Annotated in this window: 13 protein-coding genes; 2 read left to right on the top strand and 11 right to left on the bottom strand. The window is 57.9% G+C overall.

Translation table 11 applies throughout. The annotated features are described in order from the left end of the window. Positions 1-59: 59 nt before the first annotated feature. The 11 genes from DWQ09_12295 to DWQ09_12245 form a co-directional block, all read right to left on the bottom strand. Positions 60-1,256 (bottom strand): ATP phosphoribosyltransferase regulatory subunit, encoded by a 1,197-nt coding sequence (locus DWQ09_12295; protein KAA3627921.1) that lies wholly within the window; start codon positions 1,254-1,256, stop codon positions 60-62. A 22-nt stretch (positions 1,257-1,278) separates the two neighbouring features. Continuing rightward, positions 1,279-1,461 (bottom strand): DUF2065 domain-containing protein, encoded by a 183-nt coding sequence (locus DWQ09_12290; GenBank protein KAA3627920.1) that lies wholly within the window; start codon positions 1,459-1,461, stop codon positions 1,279-1,281. 96 nt (positions 1,462-1,557) lie between these two features. Beyond that, entirely contained in the window at positions 1,558-2,442 is an 885-nt protein-coding gene (hflC, locus tag DWQ09_12285; GenBank protein KAA3627919.1) for a protease modulator HflC, read from the bottom strand. Continuing rightward, positions 2,442-3,680: an FtsH protease activity modulator HflK gene (gene hflK / locus DWQ09_12280; GenBank protein ID KAA3627918.1), complete on the bottom strand. Its 1,239-nt coding sequence runs from the start codon at positions 3,678-3,680 to the stop codon at positions 2,442-2,444. The genes hflC and hflK overlap by 1 nt, the downstream gene beginning before the upstream one ends. Positions 3,681-3,805: 125 nt before the next feature. Then, complete coding sequence (locus tag DWQ09_12275; GenBank protein KAA3627917.1) at positions 3,806-5,095, bottom strand: GTPase HflX; 1,290 nt, start codon at positions 5,093-5,095, stop codon at positions 3,806-3,808. A 28-nt stretch (positions 5,096-5,123) separates the two neighbouring features. Continuing rightward, positions 5,124-5,369, bottom strand: a complete 246-nt coding sequence (locus tag DWQ09_12270; GenBank protein KAA3627916.1) for an RNA chaperone Hfq — start codon at positions 5,367-5,369, stop codon at positions 5,124-5,126. Between the two features lie 234 nt (positions 5,370-5,603). Continuing rightward, positions 5,604-6,515 (bottom strand): tRNA (adenosine(37)-N6)-dimethylallyltransferase MiaA, encoded by a 912-nt coding sequence (locus tag DWQ09_12265; protein KAA3627915.1) that lies wholly within the window; start codon positions 6,513-6,515, stop codon positions 5,604-5,606. A 62-nt stretch (positions 6,516-6,577) separates the two neighbouring features. Next, on the bottom strand, positions 6,578-8,350 hold the full coding sequence (gene mutL / locus DWQ09_12260) for a DNA mismatch repair endonuclease MutL (protein ID KAA3627914.1): 1,773 nt from the start codon (positions 8,348-8,350) through the stop codon (positions 6,578-6,580). A 46-nt stretch (positions 8,351-8,396) separates the two neighbouring features. Continuing rightward, entirely contained in the window at positions 8,397-9,710 is a 1,314-nt protein-coding gene (locus DWQ09_12255) for an AMIN domain-containing protein (GenBank protein KAA3627913.1), read from the bottom strand. A 110-nt stretch (positions 9,711-9,820) separates the two neighbouring features. After that, a complete protein-coding gene (locus DWQ09_12250) occupies positions 9,821-10,300 on the bottom strand; it encodes a tRNA (adenosine(37)-N6)-threonylcarbamoyltransferase complex ATPase subunit type 1 TsaE (GenBank protein ID KAA3627912.1) in 480 nt (159 codons plus the stop codon). Next, positions 10,300-11,787 (bottom strand): NAD(P)H-hydrate dehydratase, encoded by a 1,488-nt coding sequence (locus tag DWQ09_12245; protein ID KAA3628028.1) that lies wholly within the window; start codon positions 11,785-11,787, stop codon positions 10,300-10,302. The genes DWQ09_12250 and DWQ09_12245 overlap by 1 nt, the downstream gene beginning before the upstream one ends. 123 nt (positions 11,788-11,910) lie before the next feature. Here DWQ09_12245 and queG point away from each other — a divergent pair, with 123 nt between their 5' ends. Together queG and DWQ09_12235 are read left to right on the top strand one after the other, a co-directional pair. Beyond that, positions 11,911-12,990, top strand: a complete 1,080-nt coding sequence (gene queG / locus DWQ09_12240) for a tRNA epoxyqueuosine(34) reductase QueG (GenBank protein ID KAA3627911.1) — start codon at positions 11,911-11,913, stop codon at positions 12,988-12,990. 537 nt (positions 12,991-13,527) lie between these two features. After that, entirely contained in the window at positions 13,528-16,080 is a 2,553-nt protein-coding gene (locus tag DWQ09_12235; protein ID KAA3627910.1) for a response regulator, read from the top strand.

The raw sequence follows: 16,080 nt of genomic DNA, 5'->3' as shown, positions 1-16,080 counted from the left end.
TTAACTCACTACGTGTTAGTTGCCGTCAACTGCCCAACGGACATTGACTCCTCTGCATATCAATGGTCTTTCTCCAGCACGACCGGCTGCCAGGCTGCTCCTTGCCGCTGCAGTTCGCGGTCGCAGCCCATGGCGGCTGCGTCCCCCTTCTGGCCCGGTAAAGCCTGAATGACCCGCTCGCCGGCAGCTCGAAGCTCGCCAATCCGCGCGCGCAGTCCCGCATCGCTCCCCGCGGGTGCGAAAATACCGCCCGCAGCATCGGCCGCCGGCTTGGAACCCAACTTCATCAGCAATTTGAGATCGGTACTGAAACCGGTGGCGGGTCGCGCCCGGCCAAAGACCGCGCCGATATCATCGTAGCGCCCGCCGCGCGCCACTTCCTGCCCACAACCCGGAACGAAAGCGGCGAACACCACCCCGGTTTTGTAGTGATAGCCACGCAATTCGGCAAGATCGTAGTAAAGCGGCACCCGGGGCAAATGTTCTGCGGCTGCACTGGCGATGGCCTGCAAATTACTTAGGGCATCTAACACGTCGTCGCCTGCATCGTGCAATACCTCAGCGGCGGTACCCAGTACTTCGATTCCACCGTTCAGGATGGGTAGCCTGGCGATCATGGTGCGGAGTTCGGCAGCAATGGCCAGGTCAGATAGATAGCTGTCGATTTCCGTGCGCGCTTTGCGTTGCAAAAGATCAAAGAGCTCTGTCTCTTGTGCAGGGTTCAAACCCGCACGCCGAGCCAATCCCCTGAAGATGCCCACGTGCCCGACATCCAAATGCACATCGCGCAGCCCGGCTGCAGCCAACGTCTCCAGCATCAAGCAAAGTGCTTCGATATCGGCTTCGATACCCTGGTGGCCGTAAAGCTCTGCGCCCAGCTGCAGGGGGCTGCGCGAGCTGGCAAATCCGTCGGATACGGTGCGCAGCACTGTGCCCAGGTAGCAAAGACGCACCGGTTCCTCACGCTGCAGCCGATGCGCTTCGATGCGCGCCACCTGTGGTGTCATATCGGCGCGCACCCCCATCAGACGGCCGCTCAATTGATCGGTCAGCTTGAAGGTCTGCAATCCCAGGTCATTGCCAGCCCCGGTTAGCAACGACTCCAAATATTCGATGAAGGGGGGCACCACCAAGTCGTAACCCCAGCGACGAAATAGATCCAACAGGCGACGGCGCAACTGTTCCAGGTGTTGTGCCTGGTGTGGCAATACCTCATCTATGCCTTCCGGCAGCAGCCAGCGATCGCGCTCAATCATCGGGAAATCGAGTCAGAGGGGGTCAGAGGAGGTATAAAAGCCCCAGCCCGAGCAACATGCTGGTAAGGCCGGCGAAACGTAACGATCGGTCGTCCATGCGAACCATCTGCAGCATGACACGACGCATGATTTCGGGATTGACGAAGGGCAGGATCCCTTCGATCACCAACAGCAGCGCGATGGCGTCGGCGAGATTCTGCCACATTGTTTCCCCCATAAAAAACCGGGCGACGGAGGGATCGGCGTCCGGCGTGCGCCGTCTGACCGATCCCCGGCCCGGGTTGAATCCTGGACTTACGCGCTACTTGCTCTTGAGCGGGCTGCCCATTATATCGCGGAAATAGCGGAAAAAGTCAGAATCGGGCTCGAGCACCAGCATGTCACCCTGCTGACTGAAGACTGCGCGATAGGAGTTGAGGCTGCGATAGAAAGCGTAGAATTCGGCATCTTTACCGTACGCCTTAGCGTAGATTTCCGCCGCCTTGGCATCCCCCTCACCACGGGTTGTTTCCGCATCACGGTACGCCTCGGCAAGCAAGACGGTACGTTGGCGATCTGCATCGGCACGGATGCGTTCGGCTGCCTCTGCACCGCGGGAGCGGAAGTCACGCGCGACACGGGAACGCTCGGCCTCCATGCGGCGGTAGACCGAACTGCTGACCTCAGCCGGCAGATCGATACGTTTCACGCGTACATCGATTACCGAAATACCAATGCGCTGCGCTTCCTGATGGGCATTATTGGTGAGGATGCTCATTATCTGGGCGCGCTCGCCTGAGACCACCTCGTTGATCGTGCGCTTGCTGAACTCGCCGCGCAGACCATCCTTGATGATCTGTTCCAAACGCAAGCCCGCCTGAACCGTATCACCGGCCACCGCAGTATAAAAACGCGACACATCCTCAATTTTCCACTTCACAAAGCTGTCAACGATGACGTTTTTCTTCTCAGCGGTCAGGAAGCGTTCGGGCTGCACATCGAGGGTCTGGATGCGGCCATCGAATTTACGGACCTGGTTGATTATCGGGATTTTGAAGTGCAAACCCGGTGGATAGTCGGTACGTACGATTTCACCCAAGCGGAAAAGTACAGCGCGTTCACGCTCGTCGACGAAGAAAGTGGCGAAGTACGCCCCACCAAAAATCAGTAGTAGCAGGATGATACCCGCCGAACGTCCCTTACCCATTAGCGTGTCCTCCGGCTGCGCTGCGAATCGCGAAACCGCGATTCATCCAACGGTGCGGCCTCCTGACTGGTATCGCCGCTGCCGCCCGTACCAGATGTGCCGCTGCTGCGCGTTGCGCCACCTCTATCGATGATCTTGTCCAGCGGAAGATAGGTCAGGTTGTTTGTCCCTTTGGTATCGAGGATGACCTTGCTGGAGCGTGATAGCACCGCCTCGATAGAGTCGAGGTAGAGACGCTCGCGGGTCACCTTGGGCGCCTTTTGATACTCCACCAACAATTGATCGAAGCGTGAAGCTTCACCCAGGGCTTCAGCGATCACTTGTTCCTTGTAGGCGTTAGACTCCTCAAGTTGCCGCGCGGCAGCACCACGCGCCTTGGGAATCACTTCATTGGAGTATGCTTCCGCCTCGTTTTTCAATCGTTGCTCGTCCTCGCGCGCCTTGATCGCATCCGCGAAGGAGGCCTGCACCTCTTCGGGTGGTTGTGCATCCTGCAGATTCACATTGATCACCTGCAGACCCGTCTTGTACTGATCCAGGATGCCCTGCAGCAGCTTTTGGATACTCGCCACGATGGCGCTGCGCCCCTCGGTCAGCACGAAATCCATCTTGCTCTTGCCGATGATTTCGCGGATTGCACTCTCGGAGGCCTCTTTTAGGGTCTCATCGGGGGCACGTACATTGAACAGGTAGGCCTTGGGATCGGCGATTTGGTATTGAACCGCAATGCGAATGTCGACGATGTTTTCATCCTCCGTCAGCATCAATGCTTCACGTGGTACCGGCGCCCCGGCGCGGCCAGCTACTGAGGAGCGATAACCAAGCTCGACGAACCGGCGCTTCTCTACATCTACTATCTCCACGGCTTCGATCGGATAGGGGATATGCCAATGCGGGCCCGGTCCGGTGGTTTCAGTGTACTGGCCAAAGCGCAGTACGACACCACGCCGCCCCTCATCGACGATATAGATGCCAGAGAGCACCCAGCCAATGACGGCAACGGTGATGAGAACGCCGAAACCGCCCTTGGTGAGAGCACTTAGGGGTCCGCCGCCCGACGATGATCCACCGCCGCCGCCAGAACCCCCACCACGGCCACCGCGTCGACCACCACCGAACAAACCACCGAGTTTGTTCTGCAGGTTACGTACGACCTCTTCCAGGTCCGGCGGACCCTTCTCACCCCCACCGCCTCCCCAGGGGTCTTTACCACCGTTACCGGGTTCGTTCCACGCCATGCAAGACTCCAATCTGGTTCACGATCTGGCCATTCATACGAGAGGCCCGATTGTATTGGGCTCCCCTTGCCACGGCAAGGAAAGCACACCTGTTCCGAATTCCTGTTGCGCTGCTTGCAAGCGGATCAAGCAGCCCCTTCCAACCAGGTCTGCTGCAATCCTTCGCGCCGGCAGAGCTGCTCAAAATTACCTTTTCCCATTTGAAACTCGATCCGCAAATCACCATTCTCGCTGATCGCCTCGTCGACCACCGTGCCCAGTGCGAACAACCGCGCGCGCAATCGCGCGGCAGAAGGAGGCAGGCGCACGGTGCGATGCACCTGATCCTCGCCTAGGACTTCGGCAATGGCACTCAACAGGAGTTCCATCCCCTCACCGGTTCGCGCAGAGACCCAAACCCGTACCGGGCGGCCGTTTTCCGCGCGATCGACATGCGCTGACAGGCCGGGGACCAAGTCGATCTTGTTGTAGACCTGCAGCTGCGGAACTTCGTCCGCACCGATTTCGGCGAGGACCTGATTCACTTCACTGATCTGTTCGCGACGCTCCTCATCGGCAGCATCGATCACCTGCAACAACACCGCAGCCTGAACCGTCTCTTCGAGCGTCGAACGGAAGGCGGCTACCAGATCGTGAGGCAGGTCGCGAATAAACCCCACGGTATCCGCCAGCACTGCCCGCGTGCGCCCGGGCAACTCGATCCTGCGCAACGTCGAATCGAGCGTGGCGAAAAGCTGATCGGCCGCGTAAATCGCCGCGCCTGTCAACCGATTGAACAGCGTCGATTTGCCGGCATTGGTGTAGCCGACAAGTGACACTGTCGGCAATTCCGCCTTGCGCCGCGCACGGCGCCCCTGATCACGCTGACGGCGCACCTTCTCCAGCCGCTCGTTGAGCAATTTGATTCGCTTACCGATCAGGCGACGGTCGGTCTCGAGCTGGGTTTCACCTGGTCCACGCAGACCGATACCGCCCTTCTGACGTTCGAGGTGTGTCCAGCCCCGTATCAGGCGAGTCGACGTATGACGTAGCTGGGCCAGCTCTACCTGCAGTTTGCCCTCGAACGATTGGGCGCGCTGCGCAAAAATGTCGAGTATCAGCCCGGTGCGATCCAGCACGCGGCACTTGAGCAGGCGCTCGAGATTGCGTTCCTGGGCAGGCGAGAGCGTGTGATTGAACAGCACCACTTCCGCTTCGAGCACTGCGACGCTTTCGCGAATTTCCGCGGCTTTGCCGCTGCCGACGAAGTATTTCGCATCCGGCGAAACGGACGACCCGGTAATTACCGCCACCTCCAGCGCACCCGCTGAGCGCGCCAGTTCTCGGAATTCCTCGAGTTGCTCGGGATGCGCGCTGCCCCCCACATTGACATGGACCAGAACTGCGCGTTCTCCGCTACGGGGGCGTTCGAACAATCAAACGCCCCGGTAATCAGTATCAGGATCAGGCATTACCGAGTTCAGTATCCTCAGTCCCCTGCACCTTGATATTTCGGGCTGGAACAACAGTCGAAATGGCATGCTTGTAGACCATCTGGCTAACACTATTCTTCAGTAGGACCACAAACTGGTCGAAGGATTCGATCTGACCCTGCAATTTTATGCCGTTGACCAGGTAGATCGAAACGGGTACGCGCTCTTTGCGCAAAGTGTTCAAAAAAGGGTCTTGTAGCGACTGCCCCTTGGACATTGTCATCTCCTTGAATTGTTGTTGTTGCCCGATACGGCGTTGGTCCCTAGTTTAGTTTCCGGGGGGCTGACCAGGACAACCCACTCTGCCAGGCAAGCACGGCGACGCCATTGTATCATAGCAACCACCCCGCCCCCTGAGCGCCGCCCGCCCCTTGCGTTTTCGCGGACACACGAGCCACTCTCAGTATTTTGCACTGGTGGACGACCCCCACCGCCTCCGGTTATGGTCCGCTCACCCAAGTGTGAGCCCGGATTCAAGCCATTTCAATACCTTATAGGCGAGGCGGGGATCGACGCATTCAAATCGTTCGCCCCTTTTGAGCCCTCGAATCCAGGTCATCTGCCGTTTGGCGAGCTGGCGGGTGGCTATGACACCCCTTTGTCGCAGCTCTGCCAGCGACAATGCACCTTCCAGGTATTCCCACACCTGGCGATAGCCCACCGCCCGCAGTGCCGGCTTGTCAAGACCCAGATCACCGCGCTCCCTAAGGGCCGCGACCTCATCGATGAATCCCCGATTCAGCATGTTTTCAAAACGTTGTTCGATGCGCTGATGGAGGCGCGCGCGCGATTCGGTTTCCAAAACCACTTGCCTGATGGGGCAGGTCAGAGGCGTGTCAGGCGTGTCCTGATGCCAATCAGAGAGGGCTCTGCCCGTCACTTCGTAGACCTCCAATGCGCGCTGGATGCGTTGTGGATCGTTGGGATGGATGCGCCGAGCGGACGGAGCGTCAACTCTTGCGAGACGCTGATGCAAAGCGGCCCAGCCCAATCGGGCGGCCTCGTCTTCCAGGTGGCGGCGTATCTGCGGATCGGCGGGCGGCATCTCAGCCAATCCATTACTCAGCGCCCTGAAATAGAGCATCGTTCCGCCAACGAGCAAAGGAATGGCTCCAGCGGAATGGATGTCTGCAATTTCGCGCAGCGCATCGGCCCGGAACTCCGCTGCCGAGTAAGTCTCGGCGGGGTCGCGAATATCAATCAGGCGATGCGGAGCTTCCGCCAGCACCTCGGCTTCCGGTTTGGCCGTGCCTATGTTCATGCCGCGGTAAACCATGGCTGAGTCGACGCTGATGATCTGACAGGGCAATCTGCGTACCAATTCCACTGCCAGATCGGTCTTACCAGTCGCGGTAGCCCCCATCAGAAATATCACCGGGCGGTCGCACTGTGGTGAATCAAGGGGAGGCTCAGTCACGGAAACGGTTACCGCCCCCGCAGGAACAGGCGATCCAACTCTGTCAACGAGAGTTGAGTCCACGTCGGTCTGCCGTGATTGCACTGGCCGCTCATAGCGGTGCGCTCCATGTCGCGAAGCAGCGCATTCATCTCTTCGATGCTCAGACGCCGATTCGCGCGCACCGAGCCGTGACAGGCCATCGTTGCAAACAGGCGATTCACCGTTTCTTCGACGCGGGTACTGCGTCCATGCTCGGCCACATCAGACAGGACATCCCGCACCAGACTCCCCGCATCACTCCTGTTGAGCAGGGCTGGTACCCGCCTGACCACCAGCGCTTCCGGGCCGGTGCGATCCACCTCCAGGCCTACCTTGCAAAACAGACTCGCGCTCTCTTCGGCGAGATCGGCTTCGCTGCGCGATACACGCAACTGCTCCGGCACCAACAAAGGCTGGGTAATCACGGAATCCGTCTGCCACTCCTCTTTGAGCCTTTCATAAGTGATTCGCTCATGTGCGGCGTGCATGTCCACCATCACCAGGCCGCTGTCGTTTTGCGCCAGGATGTAGACGCCGTGAAGTTGCGCCAATGCCAAGCCAAGAGGAGGAAGCCCATCGGCTCCCGGTTCTTGGTTTGGTGGCGGCGTTACCGCGGTCTCTGTCGCTTGCAATGCTGTGTAAAGAGCCGCATGGTCGCGTAGCTGCAGAGGCATGCTCTGCTGGACGATCGATCGAGCCGGTGCACTTCCCCGCTGTCCAGCGACATCCGACTGTGTGGTACTCGGCGTCGAATCTGCCGGGCGAACACCACGCAATGCCCCATGGATCGTCGTAAAAAGAAAATCGTGCACCAGATTCGATTGACGAAAACGTACCTCGTGTTTGGCGGGGTGGACGTTTACATCCACTGCCGCCGGATTCATCTCGAGGTAAAGCAAATAGGCGGGATGCCGCCCATGATAGAGAACATCATGGTAGGCCTGACGTACCGCATGGGTAACAAGACGATCGCGCACCGTACGGCCGTTCACAAAGAAATACTGCATGTCTGCCTGCGAGCGTGAAAAGCCGGGTAGCCCAATCCATCCCCACAGATGAAAACCCGCACCCTCATGATCGATGGTCACCGAATGGGCAAGAAACTCCGGGTTGAGCAGATCAGCAACCCGTTGTTCCCGGTCTTGTATCTGCGTGGCGGGTTGCATTTGAAGCACGACCCTCCCATTGTGACGTAGCGTGATACCAACTCCGCAGTGGCTCATGGCCAGGCGGCGCGTGACGGTGTCGATATGGGAAAACTCGGTTTTCTCCGTACGCAGAAATTTGCGTCGTGCGGGGGTGTTGTAAAAGAGCTCGCGCACCTCGACCACGGTACCTGTCGTTAGCGCAGCCGGTTGGGGAGCCGAGACCCGATGGTTCGCATCGAAGGAGATCTCCCAACCCCGATCGGCATCGTGCGCTCGTGAGGCCAGGCGCAGCTGTGCGATCGAGGCGATGCTGGCCAGCGCCTCACCACGAAAGCCAAGACTGGCAACCCGCTCCAACTCATCGAGGCTGCGAATCTTACTGGTCGCATGCGGACTCAGCGCGAGCACCAGATCGTCAGGGTGTATGCCACAACCGTTGTCACGGATGCGAATCAATGCCACGCCCCCCTGCTCGACCTCGATTTCGATCCGCGTCGCGCCCGCATCCAAACTGTTCTCCAGCAACTCTTTGACGACCGATGCCGGGCGCTCGATCACCTCGCCGGCGGCGATTTGGTTGACAAGTTGAGGGGAAAGCTGGTGTATGCGCATGCGTCCGGTACGATTGGCGGTAGACCGCCATTGTACCGACCGCTGCTCAGTTGGTCATAGTGACCAGCTCACGCGGGATACGCAGTACCGCACCCACCGAGAGCGTATCGTCGCCCAGGCCATTGATCTGCCGCAGGCTATGCAGGCTGACCTGATAGCGCCGGGCGATTCCGGAGAGCGTCTCGCCGTGACGTATCACATGCTTGTTGTGCGCGAGAAGCGTTCCGGGAGGCGGTTTATCCGCAAAATAAGCGCGGATGCCCCGCATAATGGCCCGTGCCACCTTCTCCTGGTGTTGAGGATTGCGCAGATTGTTCTCTTCCGTGGGATTGGTGATGAACGCGGTCTCCACCAGAATCGACGGAACATCGGGTGATTTGAGAACTGCGAAGCCGGCCTGCTGCACACGTCGTGAATGCATACGCCCCACCTTGGCGAGGTTGTTGTGGACATGCTCGGCGACTTCAAGGCTATCCTCAATGGTCGCCGCCTGGGATAGATCGAGCAGCACCGTTTTCAACAGGTCATCCTTGTCCTCCAGACTTACCCCGCCGATGCGGTCTGCGGCGTTCTCCTGCTCGGCCAGGAATGCGGCAGCGGCGGTGGTCGCGCCCCTCTCCGACAGCACATAAACGGACGAACCATGTGCCCGATGATCGTTGAATCCATCGGCGTGTATAGAAACGAAGAGATCGGCCTTGGCGTCTCGCGCTTTGGCGTAGCGATCTTTGAGGCCGACATAATAGTCACCTTCGCGAATCATGACCGCCCGCATACCGTACTCTTGTCTGATCTGCCGCTCCAAGCGCATGGCGATCTGAAAAACCGCGTCCTTCTCCCGGGTCCCCCGGCGTCCTATGGCACCCGGATCCTCGCCTCCATGCCCGGCATCGATGGCGACGACGATCGCTCGCGGCCCCTGCCCTGCCTGCGGTTCGGCCACCAGCACCTTGGGCTTGGCGGCGTCGCCCTGCGCATCGTACAGGTCGATCACCAATCGATGACCGTACTTTTCGTTGGGTTTGAGCAGAAAACTTTTGGGTCGCACAGGACCGGCCAAATCGAACACCACCCGCAAATCGTCGCCATTGCGCGACGAATGACGCACGGCGCGTAACAGGGGGGATGCCGCTTCGGGAATCGGTATGTTGGTGTTTAATCGAGCATTTTTCAGATCGACGACAATGCGATCGGGTTCGCGCAACGGGAACAACGCGTGATCCACGGGTCCATCTATATCAAAAACAATTCGGGTGTTGTCGGGAGCGGCCCAAAGCCGAATGCCGTCGACGCGCGCCGTTTGCGCCTGTCCCAGAACAGGCCAAAGGGAGAATAACAGTAGGATCAGGGCTCTTTTCATGCCGGCGCACCGGTCGGTTCTTTATGAATGTTATGGCATAGAACTAGTACAAAAACAAGTTTTTCCTGATAAAACGGTAAGATAGCCATCTTTTCTAGAAGTTTTCTAGCTTATGCGTTCACGTCGGTCCATTGTTGTCTCAGACCATCAATCACCCGTACTCCTCGCTGGGTAAACGCGTGCAGATGTGCCTCACGCCCACCGCTCACATAATCAAGTCGGATTTGAAGGTCGGCGGCAGGAAGAAAACCCGCACCTTTTTCGGGCCACTCGATTAATACCAACGCCTCTGAATCGAGCAAATCTCGCAGACCGAGATGCTCCAGCTCTTCGGCGTCGGCGACTCTGTAAAGGTCAAGATGTATGACCCGCCTTCCAGCCACTGCGTAGGGTTCAATCAATGTGTAGGTTGGGCTTTTAACCGCGCCCCCATAGCCGAGCCCCCGCAAAAAACCGCGTGTCAGTGTCGTTTTCCCCGTGCCCAGGGCGCCCACCAAAAAGATGACCAGGCCCGTCGCGCAACACTCCGCCAGCAGCGCGCCCAACCGCCGGGTATCTTGCTCCTCGGACAGTACACACCCCCACTCCATTATCTTGGCGCCGGATTGGCGAGACGTCGCAAGTGCGGCAGGAGGTCCGTGGCCAGCAGACCGCGCTCCCCATCACGGGCTGCGGCATCAGCGGCTTGCGCATGCAGATAGACGCCAACCCTCGCGGCCTGGACGCTGCTTAATCCTTGCGCCAGGAGACCGGCTATCACCCCGGTCAGCACATCACCCATCCCACCGCTGCCCATACCGGGATTGCCGAGCGTGCAAAGACCGGGTATCTCACCCGCGTCGGCGATTATGCTGCCCGCCCCTTTCAGCACTGCCACACCTCCATACCGCGACTGCAATCGCCGTGCACTGCCGAAACGGTCGGATTGAACCTCTGCAATGGAGCAGTCGAGCAAGCGCGCAGCCTCTCCCGGGTGGGGGGTCAGTATCCAGCGTTCATTCACATGTGGCCGATGTGCCAGAAGATTCAAAGCATCGGCATCAATCACCAGGCGCTGCTCAGACAAAAGCACGCAATCCAGCAGAGAGCGAGCCCAGTCGCTGCGCCCCAATCCTGGCCCAATCGCTACAACTGAGGCTCTTTCAAGCAGTTTCTCGAGTGCGGCAGGTTCTTCTATCCCGTGGGACATAAGCTCGGGCTGCGTCAAGGTCACCAGGCCGGCATGTGATTCCCGGGTGGCCACGCTCACTAGTCCAGCACCTATGCGCGCCGCCCCCGATGCGGCCAGGCGCGCTGCTCCCAACATGCCGCGCTCACCGCCAATCACCAGCACGTGACCATTGTCGCCCTTGTGGCTGCTTCTTGCCCGAGGTGTCAGTGCAGCGCGAATTTCCTCCTGGCTCAGGCGCATGGCATCGGGATCGAACGCTTGGTAGACCTCTTGCGGAATCCCCAGCGAATCAAACCTTACGGAACCTGTGTAATCTTGCGCGAGCCCGGTGAATAAACCCCTTTTCAAGCCCACGAACGTCACCGTCATCTCAGCCCGAACAGCAATGCCCATCGGCATACCCGAATCGGCGTTCAGACCCGAAGGTACGTCCAGTGCCAGCACGGGACGACTCGATTGGTTGATCGCCTCGATTACGGCCGCAAACTCACCAGTTACGTCGCGCTCCAGGCCGGTTCCCAACAAACCATCGACGACGACGCAGGGCGTCGCGAGCGCCCCCGCCTTGAACTCACCCACGGTTCCGCCGCAAGCAAGCCAGGCATTGTAGGCCCGCAATCCGTCACCGTGCGGGTCGCCAACCCCCTTGGGGCGATAGACAGCGGCAATGAGCCCCGCCTCCCTGGCCAATCTGGCGACGACATAGCCGTCCCCAGCGTTGTTTCCACTTCCGCATACCACCACAATGCGTTGAATCGACGGCCAGCGCTTCTGCAATGCAGCGAACGCCGCATGACCGGCGCGATTCATCAAATCGATACCCGGTTCACCCCACTTCTCTATAGCGAGTCGATCTAACTCGCGCACCTGCGCAGCGCGGTATAAAGCGGTCGGAAGCCCGCGGATCTCATTCATGACAACGTTGGCGGCGGAAGCATTCATGCTCAGAGGCTGAGGCGGCTATAAAACAGTGGCAAAATACCGCGAAACTCCATCGCGAATCCAGCAGCCTGTAGAATCCGCGTCACTATGCCAGAAGAACAGCTTTTCAACATTGAGGAACTCAGCGATTCCATCCATCGTTGGGCGGGAGAGCTTGGTTTTCAGCGGCTCGGCATTTCCGACATCGATCTTCACAAACAAGAGCCACAACTGCAGAACTGGCTGCGGGCCGGCTATCACGGTGAAATGCACTACATGTCGAAGCATGGGATGAAAAGGGTGCGGCCGGCGGAACTCGTTCCCGGCACACTGTGCGTGATCAGCGTCAGAATGGACTATCTGCCGGAATCGGTTGCCGCGGCCGAACAAGCACTGTGCCAAAGAGAGTCCGGATATATCTCGCGCTATGCCCTGGGACGTGACTACCATAAAGTTTTGCGCAAACGTCTGCAAAAGCTCGCAACGAAAATTGAATCGATAATCGGCCCGTTCAGTTATCGTGTCTTTGTCGACAGTGCCCCGGTCATGGAAAAGCCGATCGCTCAAAAAGCAGGTCTTGGGTGGGTTGGCAAACATACCAACATCATCGACAAAGAGGATGGTTCGTTCTTCTTCCTCGGCGAAATCTACACAGACCTGCCCCTGAAACCCGATTCTCCCGCGAAAAACCACTGTGGCTCCTGCAGTGCATGCATCGATGTCTGCCCTACCCAGGCGATAGTAGCTCCGTATCAATTGGATGCCCGACGTTGCATCTCCTATTTAACGATTGAACACCCCGGATCGATAGCCGAGGAATTCAGACCCGCGATAGGCAACCGAATATATGGCTGTGACGACTGCCAACTCGTATGTCCTTGGAATCGATTCGCCAAACTCGGCGCGGAGGCGAATTTCGTGTCGCGAAGCGAACTGGGGAGCCCCAGGCTGACAACCCTGTTCCGCTGGACCGAAGAAGAGTTTTTACGTAACACCGAGGGTAATCCCATACGCCGGATCGGGCATGAAAGGTGGTTAAGGAACATCGCAATCGCCCTGGGAAACGCACCGCCATCCCAGGCCGCCAGGGAGGCGTTACTTTTCGGGACGCGAAGCGCGTCCGAATTGGTACGCGAACACTCGACCTGGGGCCTTTTACAGCAGGGCATTGGTCGGTCAAGGCTCTGATGAGCGTTCGGCTGCCGTAAAGCCGGGTCCCGCCTGGCACCTGGCCAGCCACCCCCGGCACCTCTCCCCGGCACGATTTAGTGCCCCGAGCGGCTGCCTTTTTACCCCCTGAAGCCGTGCCCTGATGCCTCGATCCCCCAGATTGGGCATCAGGTCAAAGTTTGTTTCGAAAAACTTGGGCTAAATATTTGTGATTCTGTGTCGATAAGATTTCATGCTTGTTCGTCCGAGGCACCGGAACATCCTTACAAAAAGGCAGTAATTCTTTTTCACACAATGGGTTAGCAAGCTTTATGGGAACACTTACCGGTAGATTCGTATACGCTTAAGGGGTAGTAACGTCGTGCTTTGCCATTCCGAGAGCAAAGTTTGGGTGTGGTATCGGAATGGTGCATCCCAGCATGGACCGGACACTGCCCCATCGTCGACAAACACCGGTGCGAAACCGCGGCAAGGCCTTTGCAATCCGTCCCTCGATGGCAACGTGCGTTGTATTGACAGGCCGCAAGTTCTGATCTCAGAAGGATATCTTTCTCGATGAGTGCTGATCAAAGAACGGTTTGGCTGGAGCGGGTACGCCAACGCAAAGATACCGAGTTGGAACAGGCCGTCACCCGTGTGGTCATGGGGGCCGCGGCCTTTGTTTACGTGTTGGCTTACGCGCTTTTCTCGGAGGAAGGATTCGCGGGCGTCAAGACCGGGATTACGATGTTCGCGACGTTTTTCGTCTGCTCATTTGTGATCGTCGCTAGCGTTTTGTGGAAGCCGGCACCCAGCCCGTCGCGCCGCGTGCTCGGTTCTGTAAACGACATGTTCTGGATCTCATCGATACTGTATGTATACGGCGGGATGACCTCCCCGATCTGGATCATGTATCTCTGGGTCATCGTAGGGAACGGTCTGCGTTACGGTAATGTCTATCTGACGATTTCCGCTTCACTCGCGATGCTCGGTTTTGGCATCGTAGCGATCTATTCACCCTTCTGGTCTAACATCCCCGAACTCTCGTTCGGGTTATGGGCGGGTCTGTTGGTACTGCCGCTCTATTTCGGCATGCTGATCTTGCGCCTGACCAAAGCCACAACCGACGCTGAGCAGGCGCGCACCTACGCAGAGCAGGCGAATCGCGCCAAAAGTCAGTTCCTGGCGCACATGAGTCATGAAATCCGCACCCCGATGAACGGCGTCATCGGGGTGGCATCGCTGTTGGGTGATACCGCATTGGATCAGCAGCAAAGAAGTTTTGTTGGAACCATCCAAAGATCCGCCAAGCACCTGCTATCGATCATCGACCAGATACTCGATTTCGAGAAAATCGAGGCAGGGAAGGTTGTCGTTGAGAAAGTCGGGTTTGATCTGCACGATCTGGTCCGTGGCGTCGTCCGTACATTTGAACCGATGGCCAGAGACAAGGGTTTGAGGGTCAATGCCCGTTTCGATGCAAGCGTTCCCTATCAGGTAGTGGCCGATGAGCTGCACCTGCGCCAGGTGCTAATCAATCTTGTAAGCAACGCGGTGAAATTTACCGACAATGGCCAGGTGGACATTGTCGTTCGTTCAGTTGGCGAGACCGATAACGGGATGCTGACCGCGTTCGAAGTACGGGATACCGGCATAGGAGTGCCGGAAGAGAAGAAAAAACTAATATTCGAATCATTTACCCAAGCCGCCGACTCGACCGGTCGCCTCTATGGCGGTACCGGATTGGGAACCACGATTTCCAGAGAACTGGCTGAGGCGATGGGTGGCACGTTGACTCTCGAGTCCACAGAATCACAGGGAACGACGTTCACCTTGACGATTCCCCTGGAGAGCTCGCACGGAACCAAGGCCGAGGAGACCCGATCAACCCGGTTTTCGGACGACAAGATATTGTTGTGCTCCAAAGATGCAGAACTGTGTTCCGTCCTGGGGCAGTGGCTGGAATCTTGGTCCATGAACTGGGACCAGCTGATGGCGTTACCAGTGGATAACGATGCCGTATCGATCAATTGGCAGGGGGTTGGCGTTCTGGTTATCGACGAACGCATGCTGCCCAATCCTGTGGCATTCGCACACGCCTATGAGAGCAAACGCGACGCCACCGCTAGCGCACTCCCGCTGCTCATGTTACTTCGCACCAGTGAACAACCGCTCGACAGCGAACTGTTCATGGCTGGTTACACCTCTATTGTTACGCGACCGCTTAACAAGTCTCTCGTCTACACTGCGCTCCATTCCTGCTTGAACCCGATAGTGGAAAATCCATCGGCTGTTTCTTTCTCTTCCCGAATGCCCACGGGTTCCGCGTTGCGCATACTCGTCGCGGACGACAACGAGATAAACGCAGAAGTGGCCCGACTGGTCCTTGAAAGGTCCGGTCACTCGGTTGACGTTGTCGGTGATGGGGAGGCCGCGCTCGATCAACTGGAACGGCATCCCTACGATGTGGCGGTGATTGACATGCAGCTACCGGAGCGTACGGGACCTGAGGTCATCAAGTTGTACCGAATGATGACCGTCGGGAAGAAGTATCTGCCGTTCCTCGTCTTGACGGCCAATACAACCACGGAGGCAAAGGAGGAATGCTCTGAAGCGGGTGCTGATGGCTTCCTGACCAAACCCTTTAATCGAACCGTATTGCTGCGAGTCATTGAACAGCTCGCTTCGCGCGGTCACCAGCGGCATATGCTCACTGCACCGGAGCTGACAGAGGTCCCCGCGCGGGAAAATCGATCCTATGTCGATAGTCGCGCCATCGAGGAGTTAGTCAGGATCGCGGGTGAGAAACAGTTTGCAGTCAAAGTAGCCAATGACTACTTGAACCATACGAAATCGATGCTGGATAAACTGACGCGCGAAGCGGCCGCGTCGATGCTCACAACGGGCGATTTTCGTGACGATGTCCATGCACTTTGCGGAAACTCCAGCTACGTAGGAGCCTCCGCGTTAGCAGAAACTGCACGAGAGATCATGAAGAAACCCACCCCGGTGCTGAAAAACGATCTGGAGGTGGATATAGGCAAACTACATGAAGTGTTCCATCACACCCAGGAGGCGATGGTACGCCTCCTGGAGGATGAGCTGGAAGTCAATCAAGCCTCCAGATAA

It is taken from the genome of Pseudomonadota bacterium, assembly GCA_008501635.1.
Taxonomy (GTDB): Bacteria; Pseudomonadota; Gammaproteobacteria; order QQUJ01; family QQUJ01; genus QQUJ01.
Note: the sequence above shows the minus strand (reverse complement) of the source record. Positions and strands in the feature narration are given on the sequence as shown.

Excerpts from the sequence above, each read along its gene's own strand:
- DWQ09_12295 (KAA3627921.1), bottom strand. The coding sequence starts at position 1,256 with ATGATTGAGCGCGATCGCTGGCTGCTGCCGGAAGGCATAGATGAGGTA.
- DWQ09_12290 (KAA3627920.1), bottom strand. The coding sequence starts at position 1,461 with ATGTGGCAGAATCTCGCCGACGCCATCGCGCTGCTGTTGGTGATCGAA.
- hflC (KAA3627919.1), bottom strand. The coding sequence starts at position 2,442 with ATGGGTAAGGGACGTTCGGCGGGTATCATCCTGCTACTACTGATTTTT.
- hflK (KAA3627918.1), bottom strand. The coding sequence starts at position 3,680 with ATGGCGTGGAACGAACCCGGTAACGGTGGTAAAGACCCCTGGGGAGGC.
- DWQ09_12270 (KAA3627916.1), bottom strand. The coding sequence starts at position 5,369 with ATGTCCAAGGGGCAGTCGCTACAAGACCCTTTTTTGAACACTTTGCGC.
- DWQ09_12265 (KAA3627915.1), bottom strand. The coding sequence starts at position 6,515 with ATGGGGGCTACCGCGACTGGTAAGACCGATCTGGCAGTGGAATTGGTA.
- mutL (KAA3627914.1), bottom strand. The coding sequence starts at position 8,350 with ATGCGCATACACCAGCTTTCCCCTCAACTTGTCAACCAAATCGCCGCC.
- DWQ09_12255 (KAA3627913.1), bottom strand. The coding sequence starts at position 9,710 with ATGAAAAGAGCCCTGATCCTACTGTTATTCTCCCTTTGGCCTGTTCTG.
- DWQ09_12250 (KAA3627912.1), bottom strand. The coding sequence starts at position 10,300 with ATGGAGTGGGGGTGTGTACTGTCCGAGGAGCAAGATACCCGGCGGTTG.
- queG (KAA3627911.1), top strand. The coding sequence starts at position 11,911 with ATGCCAGAAGAACAGCTTTTCAACATTGAGGAACTCAGCGATTCCATC.
- DWQ09_12235 (KAA3627910.1), top strand. The coding sequence starts at position 13,528 with ATGAGTGCTGATCAAAGAACGGTTTGGCTGGAGCGGGTACGCCAACGC.